This window comes from Hydrogenophaga sp., from assembly GCF_041913525.1.
In the GTDB taxonomy this organism is placed as follows: Bacteria; Pseudomonadota; Gammaproteobacteria; order Burkholderiales; family Burkholderiaceae_C; genus Hydrogenophaga.
Genome location: NZ_JAYSFD010000003.1, coordinates 213,266 through 228,188, shown reverse-complemented (window position 1 = coordinate 228,188; position 14,923 = coordinate 213,266). Strand labels below are relative to the sequence as shown.

14 protein-coding genes are annotated in these 14,923 nt (G+C 69.4%); 6 read left to right on the top strand and 8 right to left on the bottom strand.

What is annotated here, in order from left to right; all coding sequences use genetic code 11:
- Nucleotides 1-15 precede the first annotated feature (15 nt).
- Entirely contained in the window at nucleotides 16-1,113 is a 1,098-nt protein-coding gene (locus ACE3RQ_RS06045; protein WP_374520918.1) for a DUF6352 family protein, read from the bottom strand.
- Nucleotides 1,114-1,173: 60 nt separating this feature from the next.
- Here ACE3RQ_RS06045 and rocF point away from each other — a divergent pair, with 60 nt between their 5' ends.
- The gene (gene rocF, locus ACE3RQ_RS06040) at nucleotides 1,174-2,097 is read left to right on the top strand and encodes an arginase (protein ID WP_374520916.1); all 924 of its coding nucleotides are present in this window, start codon (nucleotides 1,174-1,176) and stop codon (nucleotides 2,095-2,097) included.
- A 2-nt stretch (nucleotides 2,098-2,099) separates the two neighbouring features.
- Here rocF and ACE3RQ_RS06035 read toward each other — a convergent pair whose 3' ends face one another.
- Complete coding sequence (locus ACE3RQ_RS06035) at nucleotides 2,100-2,399, bottom strand: antibiotic biosynthesis monooxygenase (protein ID WP_374520914.1); 300 nt, start codon at nucleotides 2,397-2,399, stop codon at nucleotides 2,100-2,102.
- Nucleotides 2,400-2,428: 29 nt separating this feature from the next.
- On the bottom strand, nucleotides 2,429-4,060 hold the full coding sequence (locus tag ACE3RQ_RS06030; RefSeq protein WP_374520912.1) for a GMC family oxidoreductase: 1,632 nt from the start codon (nucleotides 4,058-4,060) through the stop codon (nucleotides 2,429-2,431).
- A gap of 157 nt (nucleotides 4,061-4,217) precedes the next feature.
- Here ACE3RQ_RS06030 and ACE3RQ_RS06025 point away from each other — a divergent pair, with 157 nt between their 5' ends.
- The gene (locus ACE3RQ_RS06025; RefSeq protein WP_374520910.1) at nucleotides 4,218-5,066 is read left to right on the top strand and encodes a 3-hydroxybutyryl-CoA dehydrogenase; all 849 of its coding nucleotides are present in this window, start codon (nucleotides 4,218-4,220) and stop codon (nucleotides 5,064-5,066) included.
- Between the two features lie 130 nt (nucleotides 5,067-5,196).
- On the opposite strand, the gene ACE3RQ_RS06020 is transcribed toward ACE3RQ_RS06025, so the two are convergent.
- A complete protein-coding gene (locus tag ACE3RQ_RS06020) occupies nucleotides 5,197-5,925 on the bottom strand; it encodes an SDR family NAD(P)-dependent oxidoreductase (protein ID WP_374520908.1) in 729 nt (242 codons plus the stop codon).
- A 119-nt stretch (nucleotides 5,926-6,044) separates the two neighbouring features.
- Between ACE3RQ_RS06020 and gorA the strand changes: the two genes are divergently transcribed.
- Nucleotides 6,045-7,448 (top strand): glutathione-disulfide reductase, encoded by a 1,404-nt coding sequence (gene gorA / locus ACE3RQ_RS06015; protein ID WP_374520907.1) that lies wholly within the window; start codon nucleotides 6,045-6,047, stop codon nucleotides 7,446-7,448.
- A 10-nt stretch (nucleotides 7,449-7,458) separates the two neighbouring features.
- Here gorA and ACE3RQ_RS06010 read toward each other — a convergent pair whose 3' ends face one another.
- Nucleotides 7,459-8,742 (bottom strand): MgtC/SapB family protein, encoded by a 1,284-nt coding sequence (locus ACE3RQ_RS06010; protein WP_374520905.1) that lies wholly within the window; start codon nucleotides 8,740-8,742, stop codon nucleotides 7,459-7,461.
- Nucleotides 8,743-8,774: 32 nt separating this feature from the next.
- On the opposite strand from ACE3RQ_RS06010, the gene ACE3RQ_RS06005 reads away from it, so the two are divergent.
- On the top strand, nucleotides 8,775-10,283 hold the full coding sequence (locus ACE3RQ_RS06005; RefSeq protein WP_374520903.1) for an AMP nucleosidase: 1,509 nt from the start codon (nucleotides 8,775-8,777) through the stop codon (nucleotides 10,281-10,283).
- Between the two features lie 31 nt (nucleotides 10,284-10,314).
- Here the strand turns inward: ACE3RQ_RS06005 and ACE3RQ_RS06000 are convergent, their stop codons facing one another.
- From ACE3RQ_RS06000 to asd, 3 genes are all read right to left on the bottom strand, one after another.
- Entirely contained in the window at nucleotides 10,315-10,863 is a 549-nt protein-coding gene (locus ACE3RQ_RS06000; RefSeq protein WP_374520901.1) for a DUF3455 domain-containing protein, read from the bottom strand.
- A 104-nt stretch (nucleotides 10,864-10,967) separates the two neighbouring features.
- Nucleotides 10,968-12,170, bottom strand: a complete 1,203-nt coding sequence (purT, locus tag ACE3RQ_RS05995; protein WP_374520899.1) for a formate-dependent phosphoribosylglycinamide formyltransferase — start codon at nucleotides 12,168-12,170, stop codon at nucleotides 10,968-10,970.
- A gap of 18 nt (nucleotides 12,171-12,188) precedes the next feature.
- Nucleotides 12,189-13,046, bottom strand: coding sequence for an archaetidylserine decarboxylase (asd, locus tag ACE3RQ_RS05990; protein WP_374520897.1), 858 nt, complete (start codon nucleotides 13,044-13,046; stop codon nucleotides 12,189-12,191).
- 71 nt (nucleotides 13,047-13,117) lie between these two features.
- Between asd and ACE3RQ_RS05985 the strand changes: the two genes are divergently transcribed.
- Both ACE3RQ_RS05985 and ACE3RQ_RS05980 read left to right on the top strand, forming a co-directional pair.
- Nucleotides 13,118-14,053, top strand: coding sequence for an ATP-binding cassette domain-containing protein (locus ACE3RQ_RS05985; protein ID WP_374520895.1), 936 nt, complete (start codon nucleotides 13,118-13,120; stop codon nucleotides 14,051-14,053).
- Nucleotides 14,054-14,072: 19 nt separating this feature from the next.
- Nucleotides 14,073-14,903 carry an ABC transporter permease gene (locus ACE3RQ_RS05980; RefSeq protein WP_374520893.1) on the top strand — a complete coding sequence of 277 codons (831 nt, stop codon included), beginning with the start codon at nucleotides 14,073-14,075 and terminating at the stop codon, nucleotides 14,901-14,903.
- The last annotated feature ends 20 nt before the right edge of the window (nucleotides 14,904-14,923 follow it).

The following is a 14,923-nucleotide window of genomic DNA, read 5'->3' as shown; positions in this document are numbered from 1 at the left end:
CGCGCGAGGCGGGGCTCACTGCCCCGGCGCCAACGGCAGGTTCAGCAACAGGTTCTGCGGCTTGAGCTTGAGCTGGCCCTGCGGGTTCATGGCCAGGCCCAGGTACACCGGCTTGCCGCGCAGGTCTTCGCGCTGCTCGGCCGGGTTGTCAAAGCGCAGGCGGAACAGGCTGATGAGGCGGCCCAGGCGGGCCTCGTCCACCTGCTCGCCCTCGTACAGGTCGTTGAGCAGCGCGCTGGCCTCCACGTCCAGCCCGATGTGCCAGCGCCAGGCCGGGTCGTCCACCCGGGGCTCGGGCGTGATGTGCACGCGCACGCCCTGGGTGTGCAAGACCCAACGCTCCAGCACCGATGCCAGGGCCTTGAGGCCCGATTGGCTGCGGGTCATGGTGAGGGTGAGACCGTGCGACAGGTGCTGTTGCACCTCGTGCGTGAGGTCCAGCACAAAGGGGTGGTGGTCGTCGATGGCGCGGCTGGCCAGGTAAGCGCCGCCGTTGTCGGGGCCCAGCACCTGCACCTGCGCCTCGGGCAAGGTGGCGCCGGCCTGGCGCAGCAACTGGCCGATGCTGCCGAGCCCGCCGGTCTGCTGCAGGCGGTCCAGCGTGTCGGCGTCGGCGCTCAGCACGCGCCCTTCCTGCACCTGCACCCGCTGGCGGCGAAACAGCAACTCGGCTGCGCGCCATTGAAACGCGTCATCGACATCGGCCAGGGCACGCGCCGCGATGGCCTGGGCCAGCAGGTCGAGGAACAGCGGCGGCACGCGAATCTCACCGGCGCGGAAGAAGCCGGCCCAGGCGGCCTCGATGGTGCCGGCGCGCTGCACGGCGTCACGAAAGCCCAGAAACAGCCGGTAGTTGTCGCGCACGTCGGGGTCGCGCATGGCCTCGATCTGGCCGGCCATCACGCTGCGCAAAGGGTCGTCCAGCAGGGCCTGGTGCAGCGCACGCTCGGCCACGCACGACTCGTCCACCGGCGCCAGCTCGGGCCGGTTCAGCCACACGCGCCAGTAGCCCGGCGTGGGGCGCGAGCGGCCGGGGCCGTCGTCGATCAAAAGGGCGGCACCGCTGCCGGGCCAGACAGCATCAAGGGATGGGGGCGCAAGGGGTTCGGACATGGGCGGCGATTGTGCGCCAGCGCCTTTGCACCCACGGGGCGCGTGGACACAATAGCGGCCATGACTTCACACCTTGCCGTCAGTCTGATTGGGGCCCCCACCGACGTGGGTGCGGGCGTTCGCGGTGCCTCGATGGGGCCGGAGGCCCTGCGCGTGGCCGACCTGGCCCAGGTGCTGCAAAGCCACGGCCTGGACGTCGTCGACCGAGGCAACCTGAGCGGCCCGCCCAACCCCTGGCAATTGCCCGTGGGCGGCTACCGCCACCTGCCCGAGGTGCTGGCCTGGAACCTGGCGGTGCACGAGGCGGTGCACGCCGAGCTGGGGCAAAACCGGCTGCCCATTCTGCTGGGGGGCGACCACTGCCTGGGCCTGGGTTCGATCAGCGCGGTGGCGCGGCACTGCCGCGAGCGCGGCAAGCGCCTGCGCGTGCTCTGGCTGGACGCCCACGCCGACTTCAACACCGCCGCGCTCACGCCCAGCGGCAACCTGCACGGCATGCCGGTGGCGCTGCTGTGCGGCCTGGGGCCGGCCGAGCTCACCGCCATCGGCGGGCACACGCCGGCGATTGAGCCGGGGGTGGTGCGCCAGATCGGCATTCGCAGCGTGGACCCGGGCGAGAAGCGCCTGGTGCACGAGGTGGGGCTTGAGGTGTTTGATATGCGCTACATCGACGAGATGGGCATGCGCCAGACCATGGAGCAGGCGCTCATGGGCCTGGACGAGCACACCCACCTGCACGTGAGCTTCGACGTGGATTTCCTCGACCCGGAAATCGCGCCCGGCGTGGGCACCACCGTGCCCGGCGGCCCCACCTATCGCGAGGCGCAACTGTGCATGGAGATGATCGCCGACACCGGCCGCCTGGCCTCGCTCGACGTGATGGAACTCAACCCGGCGCTGGACGTGCGCAACAAGACCGCCGAGCTGGCGGTGGACCTGATCGAGAGCCTGTTCGGCAAGTCCACGCTGATGAGGAAAAGCTAGGCTCAGCTCTTGCTGACCAGCTCGAAGTGCTCCACCACCGGCGGCTGCAGGAAGAAGGGGCCGACGATGGCGCGCCACTGGGTGAACAGATCGGAGCCACGGAAGGTGACGGTGTGGTCTTCCAGCGTTTCCCAGTAGATGGTCAGCACGTAGCGGCCGGGGGATTCGATGCTGCGGTTGACCTTGTAGCCCTTGAAGCCCTTGGACTGGGCGATCACGGTGCTGGCGCCGCGCTGAATGGCGGCCTCAAAGTCGGCGGCCTTGGCGGGGTCGATGCGGATGTCGGCGTGTTCGAGGATCATGGTCTTGTTCTTGGGCTGGGGTTGGGAAGTCAGGTCGCGGCGCGGCGGTCTGCTCTGATCATATCGACGGCCTTCTCCGCCACCATGATCACCGGCGCGTTGGTGTTGCCGCCCACCACGCGGGGCATCACCGACGCGTCCACCACCCGCAGCCCGGCCACACCGTGCACGCGCAGGCGGGCATCCACCACCGCCTCGGGGCCGGGGCCCATCTGGCAGGTGCCCACCGGGTGGTAGATGGTGTCGGCGTGGCGGCGCAGGAACTGCTCAATTTGCTCGGGGGTTTGCGCGTCGGCCGAGGGGGCGGTTTCGCGCCCGCCGTGGCGGGCCAGCGCGCTCTGGCCCAGCAGGTGGCGCATGTGTTGAAAGCCACGCGCCAGGCGGGCCACGTCGTCGGGGTCTTGCAGAAAGGCCGGGTCGATCAGCGGCGCCACCTGCGGGTCAGGGCTGGCCAGGCGCAGGGTGCCCCGGCTGCGCGGGCGCAGCAGGCACACGTGGCAGGAATAGCCATGGCCCCACACGGTCTGGCGGCCATGGTCCACCAGTTGGCCCACCACGAAGTGCAGTTGCAGATCGGGGATGGGCTCGCCCGGGTCGCTTTTGATGAAGCCCCCGGCTTCAGCAAAGTTGGTGGTGAGCGGCCCCGTGCGCTCGCGCTTCCACTGCCAGGCGCCGCGCGCCAGGTGCCAGGCGCCCTTGGCGGACAGGCCAAACAGCTCGGTGAGGCGCGGGGCGCGCACGACCATCACCGCGTCGATGTGGTCGTGCAGGTTGGCGCCCACGCCGGGCAGGTCGTGCTGCACCGCAATGCCGTGCTCGGCCAGGTGCTCGGCCGGGCCGATGCCCGAGAGCATGAGCAATTGCGGCGAACCGAAGGCGCCCGCGCTGAGCAGCACCTCGCCGCCCGGGTTCAGGCGCAGCGCCTGCAGCGGACCGCGCCCGCCACGGCCCCGGAACTCAATGCCATCGGCGCGCAGTGGCCCGCCGTCGTCGCGCGAGGTGAGCACGCGCGTCACCAGCGCATCGGTGAACACCTGCAAGTTGGGCCGGCCCAGGTGAGGCGTGAGGTAGGCCTTGGCGGCGCTGAAGCGCTCGCCATCGCGGTGGGTCACTTGATACGCGCCCACGCCTTCTTGCTGGGCGCCGTTGAAGTCGGGGTTGAGGGGGTGACCGGCTTGCTGGGCGGCCGCGAAGAAGTCGGCCAGCACTGGGTTGGGGCTTCGCAGGTCGGCCACGTTCAGCGGGCCACCGGTGCCGTGGAAGGCATCGGCGCCGCGCTCGTTGTGCTCGGCGCGCTTGAAGTAGGGCAGCACGTCCTCAAACGCCCAGCCGGGGTTGCCGCGAGCGGCCCAGTCGTCGTAATCGCTGGCGTGGCCGCGGGCATAGATCATGGCGTTGACCGAGCTGGAGCCGCCCAGCACCTTGCCGCGCGGCTGGTACCCGCGCCGGCCCAGCAGGCCCGCTTGCGGCACGGTCTCAAAGCACCAGTTGGCCTGCCCGGTCTTGGCCATCACCGCCAGGCCGGCGGGGCAATGAATGAGCACGCTGCTGTCGGGCGGGCCGGCCTCGACCAGCGCCACGCGCAGGGCCGGGTCTTCGCTTAGGCGGCCAGCCAGCACGCAGCCGGCCGAGCCGCCGCCGACGATGATGCAATCGAACATCGGGTGTCTCCGGGGTGAGCCGTCCACACCGGTTCGGTGCGTGACAATGCGGGGCCACTGTACACAGGTCAAGCCGCATTGGTGCGGCCAGCCACCTGCGCGCGGGCCCCGGCAGGCGCCGGGTTTTCACCGATTCATCCGTCACGAGGTTTTTTTCATGAGCATCCAGACTGTGGGCATCATCGGCTCGGGCACCATGGGCAACGGCATCGCGCAGGCTTGCGCCACCAGCGGCATTCGCGTGGTGATGGTGGACATCGCGCAGGCCGCCATCGACAAGGGCCTGGCCACCGTCAGTGGCAGCCTGGACCGCCTGATCAAGAAAGAGAAGATGACCGCCGAGGGCAAGGCCCAGGCCATGTCGCTGATCCAGGGCAGCACCAACTACGACGACCTGAAGCAGGCGCAACTGGTGATCGAGGCCGCCACCGAGAACGAAGGCCTGAAGGTCAAGATCCTGCAGCAGCTCGACGGCCTGCTGGCCCCCGAGGTGATCGTGGCCACCAACACCAGCTCGATCAGCATCACCAAGTTGGCCGCCGCCACCCAGCGCGCCGACCGTTTCATCGGCATGCACTTCTTCAACCCGGTGCCCATGATGGCGCTGGTGGAAATCATTCGCGGCCTGCAGACCAGCGACGCCACACACGACGCGGTGAAGGCCCTGGCCGAGCGCCTGGGCAAGACGCCCATCACCGTGAAGAACGCGCCGGGCTTCGTGGTCAACCGCATCCTGGTGCCCATGATCAACGAGGCCTTCTTCGTGCTGGCAGAAGGCCTGGCCACGCCGGAAGACATCGACGCCGGCATGAAGCTGGGCACCAACCAGCCCATCGGCCCGCTGGCCCTGGCCGACATGATCGGCCTGGACGTGTGCCTGGCGGTGATGAACGTGTACATGGCCGAGTACAACGACAGCAAGTACCGCCCTGCCCCGCTGCTGAAAGAGATGGTGGCGGCGGGCTGGCTGGGCCGCAAGACGGGCCGGGGCGTGTACACGTATTGATCCCCCTGCGCCGCGCTGCGCGCGTCACCCCCCAGGGGGCGATGCGTGGCGGCCCGGCGAAGCCGGTTCCGCCGCATCCTCGGTTAGGGCACGTGCGCCGGCTACGCGTTGGTGGTTTTGCCGTGATGACTTACCAGGGCACTTCGGTGCCCTGGTGGTCGAAGAAGCCGCCGCTGCTGCCGGCGGGCAGTGTGTCGATCACGCGCAGCAGCTCTTGTGCGGCCACTTCGGGCGGGCGCACGGTCAGGCCGGTCTTGGCGAAGGGGGCTGAGAGCGCGGTGTCCACGGTGCCGGGGTGCAAGGCCACGCACAGGGCGTGCGGGCAGCGGCGGGCCAGTTCGATGGCGGCGGTGTGCACCAGTTGGTTGAGCGCGGCCTTGGAGGCGCGATAGCCGTACCAGCCGCCCAGGCGGTTGTCGCCGATGCTGCCCACCCGCGCCGACAAAAAGGCCGCCACGCTGCGGCCCTGGCGCGGCAGCAGGGGCAGGCAGTGCCGCATCACCAAGGCCGGGCCCACGGCGTTCACCAGAAACAGGCGCTGCAGCGCAGCGGCGTCCAGGTGGGCCCAGCTCCGCTCGGGCTGAATCTCACCGTCGTGCAAGACACCCGTGGCCACCACCAGGCGGCGCAGCGGCAGGCCGGTGCGCGCCAGCTCGTCGGCCACGGCCTGCGCCACGCGGGCGACGCTGGCCTCGTCGGCGTAATCCAGCGCGGGCTCGGTGCGCCGGCCCAGCGCCAGCACCTCGTGGCCCTGGCGGCGCAGGCCATTGGCCAGGGCCGCGCCGATGCCGCCAGTACCGCCCAGCACCACGGCCAGGCCAGGAGGCTCGTCGCGAAGAGGCTCAGGGGTGCTGCTCATGCGGCGCATTATGGAAAGCCACCGCGGGCCTTGCCGAGCAGGCCGGCGAAGGCCGCCCGGCGCCTGGGGACAAGGCGCCGCTTGCACGGCAAGACAGGGGCGGCAGTACCATCGCCCGTATGCAAGAACACGACTTTGATCTCTTCGTCATTGGGGGCGGCAGTGGCGGCGTTCGCGCCGCCCGCATGGCCGCGCAACGCGGCGCACGCGTGGCCCTGGCCGAGGCCCTGGGCACCGACGGCCTGGGCGGCACCTGCGTGAACGTGGGTTGCATCCCCAAGAAGCTTTACAGCTACGCGGCGCACTACGCCGACGCCTTCGAGGAATCCCACGGCTACGGCTGGGAGGGTGAGAAACCCACGCTGAACTGGGACACCCTGAAAACCAACCGCGCCAAAGAGATCACGCGATTGAATGGCGTGTACGGCAACCTGCTGCGCGGCTCGGGCGTGACGGTGCTCAATGGCTTTGCCCGCTTCAGCGGCGAGCACGAGATCACCCTGGCCACGCTCAACGCCGACGGCTCGCCCGGCCACCAGACCTTCACCGCGAAGCACATCCTGATCGCCACCGGCGGCACGCCCTTCGTGCCGCACTTCCATGGCCGCGAGCACGCCATCACCTCCAACGAGGTGTTCGACCTCAGTCCCTTCCCGCAGCGCCTGCTGGTGGTGGGCGGTGGCTACATCGCCTGCGAATTCGCCTCCATCTTCAATGGGCTGGGCGCCCAGGTCACCCAGCTCTACCGTGGCGAGCAGGTGCTGCGCGGTTTTGACGACGAGATCCGCCACTTCGTGGCCAGCGAAATGGCCAAGAGCGGCGTGGACCTGCGCCTGAACGCCGGCGTGGTGGGCATCGACAAGACGGCCGATGGCCTGCTGGTGAAGCTGGAAGACGGCAACACCGTCACGGCCGACGCCGTGCTCTACGCCACCGGCCGCGTGCCCAACGTGAAAGACCTGGGCCTGGAGCGCGTGGGCGTGGCCCAGGGCGCGCAGGGCGAGGTGCTGGTGAACGGGCACTACCAGACCAATGTGCCGCACGTGTACGCCGTGGGCGACGTGACCAACCGGGTGCAGCTCACGCCCGTGGCCCTGGGCGAGGCCATGGTGGTGGTGGACCACCTGTTCGGTCCGGCCGCCGGCAAACCCGCGCGCCAGATGAGCTACGACTTCATCCCCACGGCCGTGTTCACCCACCCCAACATCGGCACCGTGGGCCTGACCGAAGCCCAGGCGCGTGAGCGACACGGCGCGGTCACCATCTTCCGCAGCGAGTTCAAGGCGCTGAAGCACACGCTATCGGGCAGCAGTGAGCGCACGCTCATGAAGCTGGTGGTTGACACCGCCAGCGACCGGGTGGTGGGCCTGCACATGGTGGGCGCCGAGGCCGGCGAGATCGTGCAGGGCTTTGCCGTGGCCATGAAGGCCGGCGCCACCAAGGCGGTGTTCGACAGCACCATCGGCATCCACCCCACCGCCGCCGAAGAGTTCGTGACCATGCGCGAGCCCACGCGCCACTGAGCCCGCAACGTCAGGCCAGCAGCAGCACCGCCACGCCCAGCGCGGTGTGGGCCCACAGGCCAGGCGCCAGCCAGGCAAAGTAGCGCCAGCCCCCCACCGCCCAGGCGGTGACGCTCTTGCTGGCAGCGTGCACCACCAGCGCCAGCCACACCGCCTGGTGGCCGACCGAAGCGGGCGGGCCCGAGGCGAACACCGCCCCCAGGGCCGAGTGCAGATCGGCCAGGGCACCCAGCAAGGTGCCCACGATCAGACCGGCCGACCCGAGCCAGGCGGTGAGCGCCTGCACCAGCACCTGTATGCCGGTGAGAAGGGCCGCCACCGCCAGTGCGCCCTTCAGGCTGAACATGCGGTCTTGGCCCGTGCCCGGCAAGCCCTCGATGCGCGGTGACGACACGCCGGCGGCCACGCCGTCGGGCAGACCGCCGCGCACCAGCCACAGGCCCCAAAGCAAGGCCAACGCCCCCGCGGCCAGGGCCGACCAGGCCAAGTGCCCCAGCCAGGCCGGCTGCACGGCGGCGGCCACCAACAGCACCTGCACCTGGGTGGACACGCAGCTCAGCAAGCCACCACCGGCCATGAGCCGGGGTGAGCCCTGCCCTTCGCGCGCCGCCAGGCCCATGGTGGCGATGGTGGCGGTGCTGGACACAAAGCCCGAGGCCAGGGCCGACAGCGCAATGGCTTGCTGGGTCTGCAGCAGCCGGCGCGCCAGGTGGGCGGCCGATTGCACCGACAGGATGAGCGCGAGCAACTGCACGATCACGTGCGGGTTCAGGGCCTGCTCCCACAGCGGGCGGTCGGGCACCAATGGCAGGGCCAACAACACGATGGCGGCCAGCAAGATGCCGTCGCGCACCTCGGCCGGCTGCAGCCAGTGGCGCGCGAAGCGGTGCATGCGCTCGCGCCCGGCCAGCAGCGCGGTGAGGCCGGTGGCCAAACCAGCGGCCAGCGGCACGCTCCAGAGGCAAAGCACACCGATCAGGTAGGTGAGCAGCAGCGCAATTTCGGTGGTGATGCCGGGGTCATCGGAGCGGTCGCGCGCGTAGGCCACCACGGTGAGCGCGCCCACGAACACCGCGCCCGCCACCACCAAGCCCATCGACCCGGTGAGGGCCGCGGCCGCGCCCGTGACGCAGGCCAGCGTGAAGCTGCGCAGCCCCGCCAACGCGCGGTGCGGCCCCTCGCCCTTGCGGCGTTCGCGCTCAATGCCGATCAGCAAGCCACAGCCCAGCGCCGCCACCAGGGCTTGCACCGCGCCGTGCAGATCGGCCGTCGGCCAGGGCAGGAAATCGGTCATGAAGGCAACACCCGCAGGGCCACAATAGCCCCATGCACAAGACGCCCGACTTTACCGCCCCGCTGTTCTTCGACGACCCGGCCCAGGCGCTGGCGCAGGTGCAGCGCATCTACCAGCACAGCGTGGATTTTCTGCGCCAGGCCATGCGCGAGTTCGTGGCCGGCGACGACCACGGTGGCGCCCACGTGCGCGCCTGCTACCCCTATGTGCGCCTGCACACGCACAGCGTGCTGCGCCAGGGCAGCGGCGCCCAGAGCCCGGCCCACACCCGGCTGAGCTACGGCTTCGTGGCCGGCGCGGGCCGCTACGAGACCACCCTCACCCGCCCCGACCTTTACGCCGACTACTACCTCGAGCAGTTCCGCCTGCTGCTGGCCAACCACGGCGGCCAGTTGGAGGTGGGCACCAGCACCCAGCCCATCCCGATTCACTTTTCGTTTGCCGAGCACGACCACGTGGAAGGCCAGATGGACGCCCACCGCCGCGCCCTCATGCGCGACGTGTTCGACCTGCCCGACCTCACCGCCATGGACGACGGCATCGCCAACGGCACCCACGAGCCCAAGCCGGGCGAGGCGCACCCGCTGTCGCTGTTCACCGCGCCGCGGGTGGACTATTCGCTGCAGCGCCTGCGCCACTACACCGGCACCGCGCCGGAGTGGTTCCAGAACTTCGTGCTGTTCACCAACTACCAGTTCTACATCGACGAGTTCATCAAGCTCGGCCACGCCGAAATGGCCCGCGCGGACAGCGAGTACATCGCCTTCGTCGAGCCGGGCAACGTCATCACCCGCCGCACCGGCCTCAGCGCCGAGGCCATTGATCAGTTGGGCAAAGCGCCACCGCGCCTGCCCCAGATGCCCGCCTACCACCTGCTGCGCGCCGACCGCAGCGGCATCACCATGGTCAACATCGGCGTGGGCCCGGCCAACGCCAAGACCATCACCGACCACATCGCCGTGCTGCGCCCGCACGCCTGGCTGATGCTGGGCCACTGCGCCGGCCTGCGCACCTCTCAGCAACTGGGCGACTACGTGCTGGCCCACGCCTATGTGCGCGAAGACCACGTGCTGGACGAGGAACTGCCACTGTGGGTGCCCATTCCGGCGCTGGCCGAAATTCAACTGGCGCTGGAAGCCGCCGTGGCCGAGGTGACCGGCGTGCCGCCGCACGAGCTCAAGCGCATCATGCGCACCGGCACCGTGGCCAGCACCGACAACCGCAACTGGGAGCTGCTGCCCGACAACACGCCCCAGCGCCGCTTCAGCCAGAGCCGCGCCGTGGCGCTGGACATGGAAAGCGCCACCATCGCCGCCAACGGCTTCCGTTTCCGTGTGCCCTACGGCACCCTGCTGTGCGTGAGCGACAAGCCCCTGCACGGCGAGATCAAGCTGCCCGGCATGGCCAACCACTTCTACCGCGAGCGGGTGGACCAGCACCTGCGCATTGGCATCCACGCCATGGAAACCCTGCGCGCTGGCGGTGTGGACCAGTTGCACAGCCGCAAGCTGCGCAGCTTCGCCGAGGTGGCCTTCCAGTGATGGCGGGCGCGCCAGGCGCGCGCCCTTGGCATCACAAGGCCTTGTAGAAGATGTAGTCGGCCTGGTACTTCACCACCTGCTTTTGCCCCTTGGTGGCCGGGGTGCAGGGGGTGGCGGGCGCCACGCCACCCTGGGTGGCCACGCGCTGGATGTAGGTGACGCCGGTCATGGCGCCCATGCCGGTGGCGGGGTTGGCCTTTACCAGTTGCAGGGGGATGTTGCCTGCACCATTGGGGGCCACGGCCACCTGCGGGGCGGTGAGCTTGGAGCCGTCGTTGCTTTCCCAGGTGGCGGGCGGGCCGTAGTACTTGCCCACCTGCTGGCCGCTGCGGCTGAGCAGCTTGGCGTCGGGGCCCACGAACACCCACTCGGTCTGGCCGGCGGCGTCTTTCTTGTCGCGGCACTCGTAGGTGATCTCGCCCACGCCCACGGTCTCCATGGCCACGCGGTGGCCGGCGGGCACCTTCACGGCGTCGGGCAGGCTGGCTTGCGAAAACAGGGGCGCCGGGGCGCTCATGTTGGAGGCACAGGCGCTCAGGGCGAGGGCGGCCGTGGCGGCCAGGGTGGTCTTGAACAGCATCGAAATCTCCGGTTGGGTGAGGTGAAGGTCAGCGGCGCTTTCGCGTCCACTGCCTCCACTACGCGCCAGCCGGCGGTTTGGATGCAGCGCGGTGCAAAAAAAGTTCAGGCCGCGCGGGGGCGCACCTTGGAGGCGGCCAGCTTGGCCTGACGGCGGGCCACTTCCACGTCCGCGTCATGCACCAGGGCCACGCCCATGCGGCGCTTGGCGAAGCTCTCGGGCTTGCCGAACAGGCGCACCTCGCTGTTGGGCACGCGCAGGGCCTCGTCCACGCCGTCGAACACAATGCCCTTGGCTTCCACGCCGCCATAAACCACGGCGCTGGCACCCGGGCTCTTGAGCGCGGTGCTCACCGGCAGGCCCAGGATGGCGCGGGCGTGCAGCTCAAACTCGTTCTGCCACTGGGTGACCATGGTCACCATGCCGGTGTCGTGCGGGCGCGGGCTCACCTCGCTGAACCACACCTGGTCGCCCTTGACGAACAGTTCCACCCCGAACAGGCCCAGGCCGCCCAGGTCGGCGGTGATGGCCTTGGCGATCTCGCGCGATTTCTGCAGCGCCACCGGGCTCATGGGGTGGGGCTGCCAGCTTTCCACGTAGTCACCGGCCACCTGCACGTGGCCGATGGGGTCGCAGAAGTGGGTGTCCACCTGGCCGTCGGCGCCCTTGGCGCGCACGGTGAGCTGGGTGATTTCGTAGTCGAAGTCAATGAAACCTTCCACGATGACGCGCCCGTGGCTCACGCGGCCGCCGGCCATGGCGTAGTCCCAGGCCTTCTGCACATCGGCCGGGCCGTCGATCTTGCTCTGGCCCTTGCCGCTGCTGCTCATCACCGGCTTGACCACGCAGGGGTAGCCGATGCCCGCGTCAATGGCGGCCTGCAGCTCTTGCAGCGAATCGCAGAAGCGGTAGGGGCTGGTGGGCAGGCCCAGGGTTTCGGCGGCCAGGCGGCGAATGCCTTCGCGGTCCATGGTGAGGCGGGCGGCGCGCGCGGTGGGAATCACCGTGACCACGCCGGCGGCCTCCAGCTCTTGCAGCATGGGCGTGGCAATGGCCTCGATCTCGGGCACCACCAGGTGTGGGCGCTCGGCCTCGATCAGGGCCTTGAGCTGGGCCGGGTCGCTCATGGCGATGGTGCGCGCGTGGTGCGCCACCTGCTGGCCCGGGGCGTTCTCGTAGCGGTCCACCGCGATGGTTTCCACGCCCAGGCGCTGCAGAGCGATCAGCACCTCTTTGCCCAGCTCACCCGAGCCGAGCAGCATGACCTTGGTGGCCGAAGGGGACAGGGGAGTGCCGAGGGTGGTCATGGGAGGGATGGGATCAGGTCAGAGGGCCTCACCCATGGCTTCGCCCATGCGGACGGCGCCAGCGGGAGCCCAATGGGGGTTGAAGTCGATGACACCGTGAGGCCACAGCATCACCACGGTGGAGCCCAGGAGGAAGCGGCCCATTTCCTGGCCGCGCTCGAAGCGGATGTCTTGGTCGTCGTAGCGCCAGTCGCGCACCGAGCCGGGGCGCGGCGGGTTCACCACGCCGTGCCAGGTGGTGGCCATGCTGCCCACGATGGTGGCGCCCACCAGCACCAGCACGAAGGGCACGGTGGTGTCGCGGTGCGGCACGTCGAACACGCACACCACGCGCTCGTTGCGCGCGAACAGGCCCGGCACGCCGCGCGCGGTGGCAGGGTTGACCGAGTACAAGTCGCCCGGCACGTGAACCATGCGGCGCAGGCGGCCCGCGGTGGGCATGTGGATGCGGTGGTAGTCCTTGGGGCTGAGGTAGATGGTGGCGAAGGCGCCGTTGTCGAAGCGCTTGGCCAGTTCAGCGTCGCCACCCACCAGGGCGCGGGTGCTGTACAGATGGCCCTTGGCCTGGAAGATCTGGTCGCCCGCAATCGGGCCAAACTGGCTGATGGCGCCGTCCACCGGGCACACAAAGCCGGCATCGCTCAAGGGGCGCGCATCGGCCCGCAGGGCGCGGGTGAAGAAGTCGTTGAAGCTGGCGTAGGCCGCGATGTCGGGGTTGGCGGCCTCTTCCATGTTCACGTCATAACGCCGCACGAAGCGGCGGATGAGCGCCTGGGTGAGGAATCCGCCCTGGGCACGGGCGATGCGCCCGGCCAATTCGGTCAGGGCGCGCTGGGGCAGCCAGTGCTGCAGATGGACGGACAGGGGCGTAGACACCGCGCGATTGTAGGGGCCGCCCTCTTCCGGGTGACACGAAGGGGCGGGGTCGGGCAGGCACAATCCCGTGCATGAGCCAGCCGCTGTTCACCGCCGAGCAACTTGTCAAACGCTTCGGCGACGCCACCGTGGTCAATCACCTGAGCTTCCAGATACAGCCCGGCGAATGCCTGGGCGTGATCGGGCCCAACGGCGCAGGCAAGACCACCACCATTCGCATGTGCCTGGGCCTGACCAGCCCCGACGAGGGCCGCATCACTGCCTTCGGCCTGGACATGCCACGCGACGCCATGGCCATCAAGGCCAGGCTGGGCGTGGTCTCGCAAATGGACACGCTCGACCCCGACTTCGACTGCGCCGAAAACCTGCTGGTCTATGGCCGCTACTTCGGCCTGCCGCGGCGCACTATCGAAGAGCGCATTCCCCGCCTGCTGGCGTTCGCCGCCCTCACGCACAAGGCACGGGCCAAGCCCGGCGAGCTGTCGGGCGGCATGAAACGCCGCCTCTCGCTGGCCCGCGCCCTGGTGAACGACCCGCAACTGCTGCTGCTCGACGAGCCCACCACCGGCCTGGACCCGCAGGCCCGCCATCTGATGTGGGAGCGCCTGCAACTGCTGCTGCAGCAGGGCAAGAGCATTCTGCTCACCACCCACTTCATGGACGAGGCCGAGCGCCTGTGCACCCGGCTGCTGGTGCTGGACCACGGCCGCAAGATCGCCGAAGGCCGGCCGCGCGAGCTGATCGCCCAGCACCTGGAACCCGACGTGGTGGAGGTGTACGGCCCCGGCGCGCTCGACCTGGCCCGGCAAGAGGCCCACGCCGGTCTGCGCGCCCTGGCCGCGCGGGTGGAGGTGAGTGGCGAGACGGTGTTCTTCTACACCGCACAGCCCCAGCCGCTGCTGGCGGCGCTGGGCACCCTGCCCCAGCTTCGCACCCTGCACCGCCCGGCCAACCTCGAAGACCTGTTCCTCAAGCTCACCGGTCGCCAGATCCGCGAAGACGGTTGAGCCCACCCCCATGCCCCACATGAGCTCCATCGACAACCCCGTGACCCCATCGCCCTGGGCGCCGCCGCGCCTGTCCAGGCGCTGGTGGCCTGTGTTCCTGCGCAACCTGCTGGTCTGGCGCAAGCTCGCCGTGCCCAGCCTGGTGGGCAACATCGCCGAGCCGCTGATGTGGCTGGTGGCCTTTGGCTATGGCATGGGCGCCCTGGTGGGCCAGGTGAACATGGCCACGCCGCAAGGCAACATGGCCGTGCCCTACATCCTGTTCCTGGCCAGCGGCAGCATTTGCATGAGCGCCATGAACGCCGCCACCTTTGAGGCGCTGTACTCGGCCTTCTCGCGCATGCACGTGCAGAAAACCTGGGACGGCATCATGAACGCGCCCGTGTCGCTGGACGACGTGGTGCTGGCCGAGATGCTGTGGGCGGCGTTCAAGTCGCTGTTCACGGTGACGGCCATTCTGGGGGTGATGCTGGCCCTGGGCATCTCCCACTCGCCGAAGCTGCTGCTGGCCTGGCCGGTGCTGTGGCTCACCGGCATCACCTTCTCGTGCATCGCGCTGGTGTTCAACGCGCTGGCCAAGGGCTACGACTTCTTCACCTACTACTTCACGCTGTTCCTCACGCCCATGATGTTTCTCTCGGGCGTGTTCTTTCCGAGGGAACAGTTGCCAGAGGTGGTGCAACACCTCTCAAGCGGCTTGCCCCTGACGCACGCGGTGGCGCTGGTGAGGCCTTTGTTCATGGACCAATGGCCACAAGGGGCATTGGGGCACCTGCTGGTGCTGGCGGGTTATGGGGCCGTGGCGTTCTGGATTGCCCTGGCCCTGACGCGCCGACGCTTCGCCCGCTGAAGCACCGGCGGCGGGCGTTC

Excerpts from the sequence above, each read along its gene's own strand:
- purT (WP_374520899.1), bottom strand. The coding sequence starts at position 12,170 with ATGACCACCCTCGGCACTCCCCTGTCCCCTTCGGCCACCAAGGTCATG.
- rocF (WP_374520916.1), top strand. The coding sequence starts at position 1,174 with ATGACTTCACACCTTGCCGTCAGTCTGATTGGGGCCCCCACCGACGTG.
- ACE3RQ_RS06045 (WP_374520918.1), bottom strand. The coding sequence starts at position 1,113 with ATGTCCGAACCCCTTGCGCCCCCATCCCTTGATGCTGTCTGGCCCGGC.
- ACE3RQ_RS06030 (WP_374520912.1), bottom strand. The coding sequence starts at position 4,060 with ATGTTCGATTGCATCATCGTCGGCGGCGGCTCGGCCGGCTGCGTGCTG.
- ACE3RQ_RS05985 (WP_374520895.1), top strand. The coding sequence starts at position 13,118 with ATGAGCCAGCCGCTGTTCACCGCCGAGCAACTTGTCAAACGCTTCGGC.
- ACE3RQ_RS06020 (WP_374520908.1), bottom strand. The coding sequence starts at position 5,925 with ATGAGCAGCACCCCTGAGCCTCTTCGCGACGAGCCTCCTGGCCTGGCC.
- ACE3RQ_RS06010 (WP_374520905.1), bottom strand. The coding sequence starts at position 8,742 with ATGACCGATTTCCTGCCCTGGCCGACGGCCGATCTGCACGGCGCGGTG.
- ACE3RQ_RS06000 (WP_374520901.1), bottom strand. The coding sequence starts at position 10,863 with ATGCTGTTCAAGACCACCCTGGCCGCCACGGCCGCCCTCGCCCTGAGC.
- gorA (WP_374520907.1), top strand. The coding sequence starts at position 6,045 with ATGCAAGAACACGACTTTGATCTCTTCGTCATTGGGGGCGGCAGTGGC.
- ACE3RQ_RS06035 (WP_374520914.1), bottom strand. The coding sequence starts at position 2,399 with ATGATCCTCGAACACGCCGACATCCGCATCGACCCCGCCAAGGCCGCC.
- ACE3RQ_RS06025 (WP_374520910.1), top strand. The coding sequence starts at position 4,218 with ATGAGCATCCAGACTGTGGGCATCATCGGCTCGGGCACCATGGGCAAC.
- ACE3RQ_RS06005 (WP_374520903.1), top strand. The coding sequence starts at position 8,775 with ATGCACAAGACGCCCGACTTTACCGCCCCGCTGTTCTTCGACGACCCG.
- ACE3RQ_RS05980 (WP_374520893.1), top strand. The coding sequence starts at position 14,073 with ATGAGCTCCATCGACAACCCCGTGACCCCATCGCCCTGGGCGCCGCCG.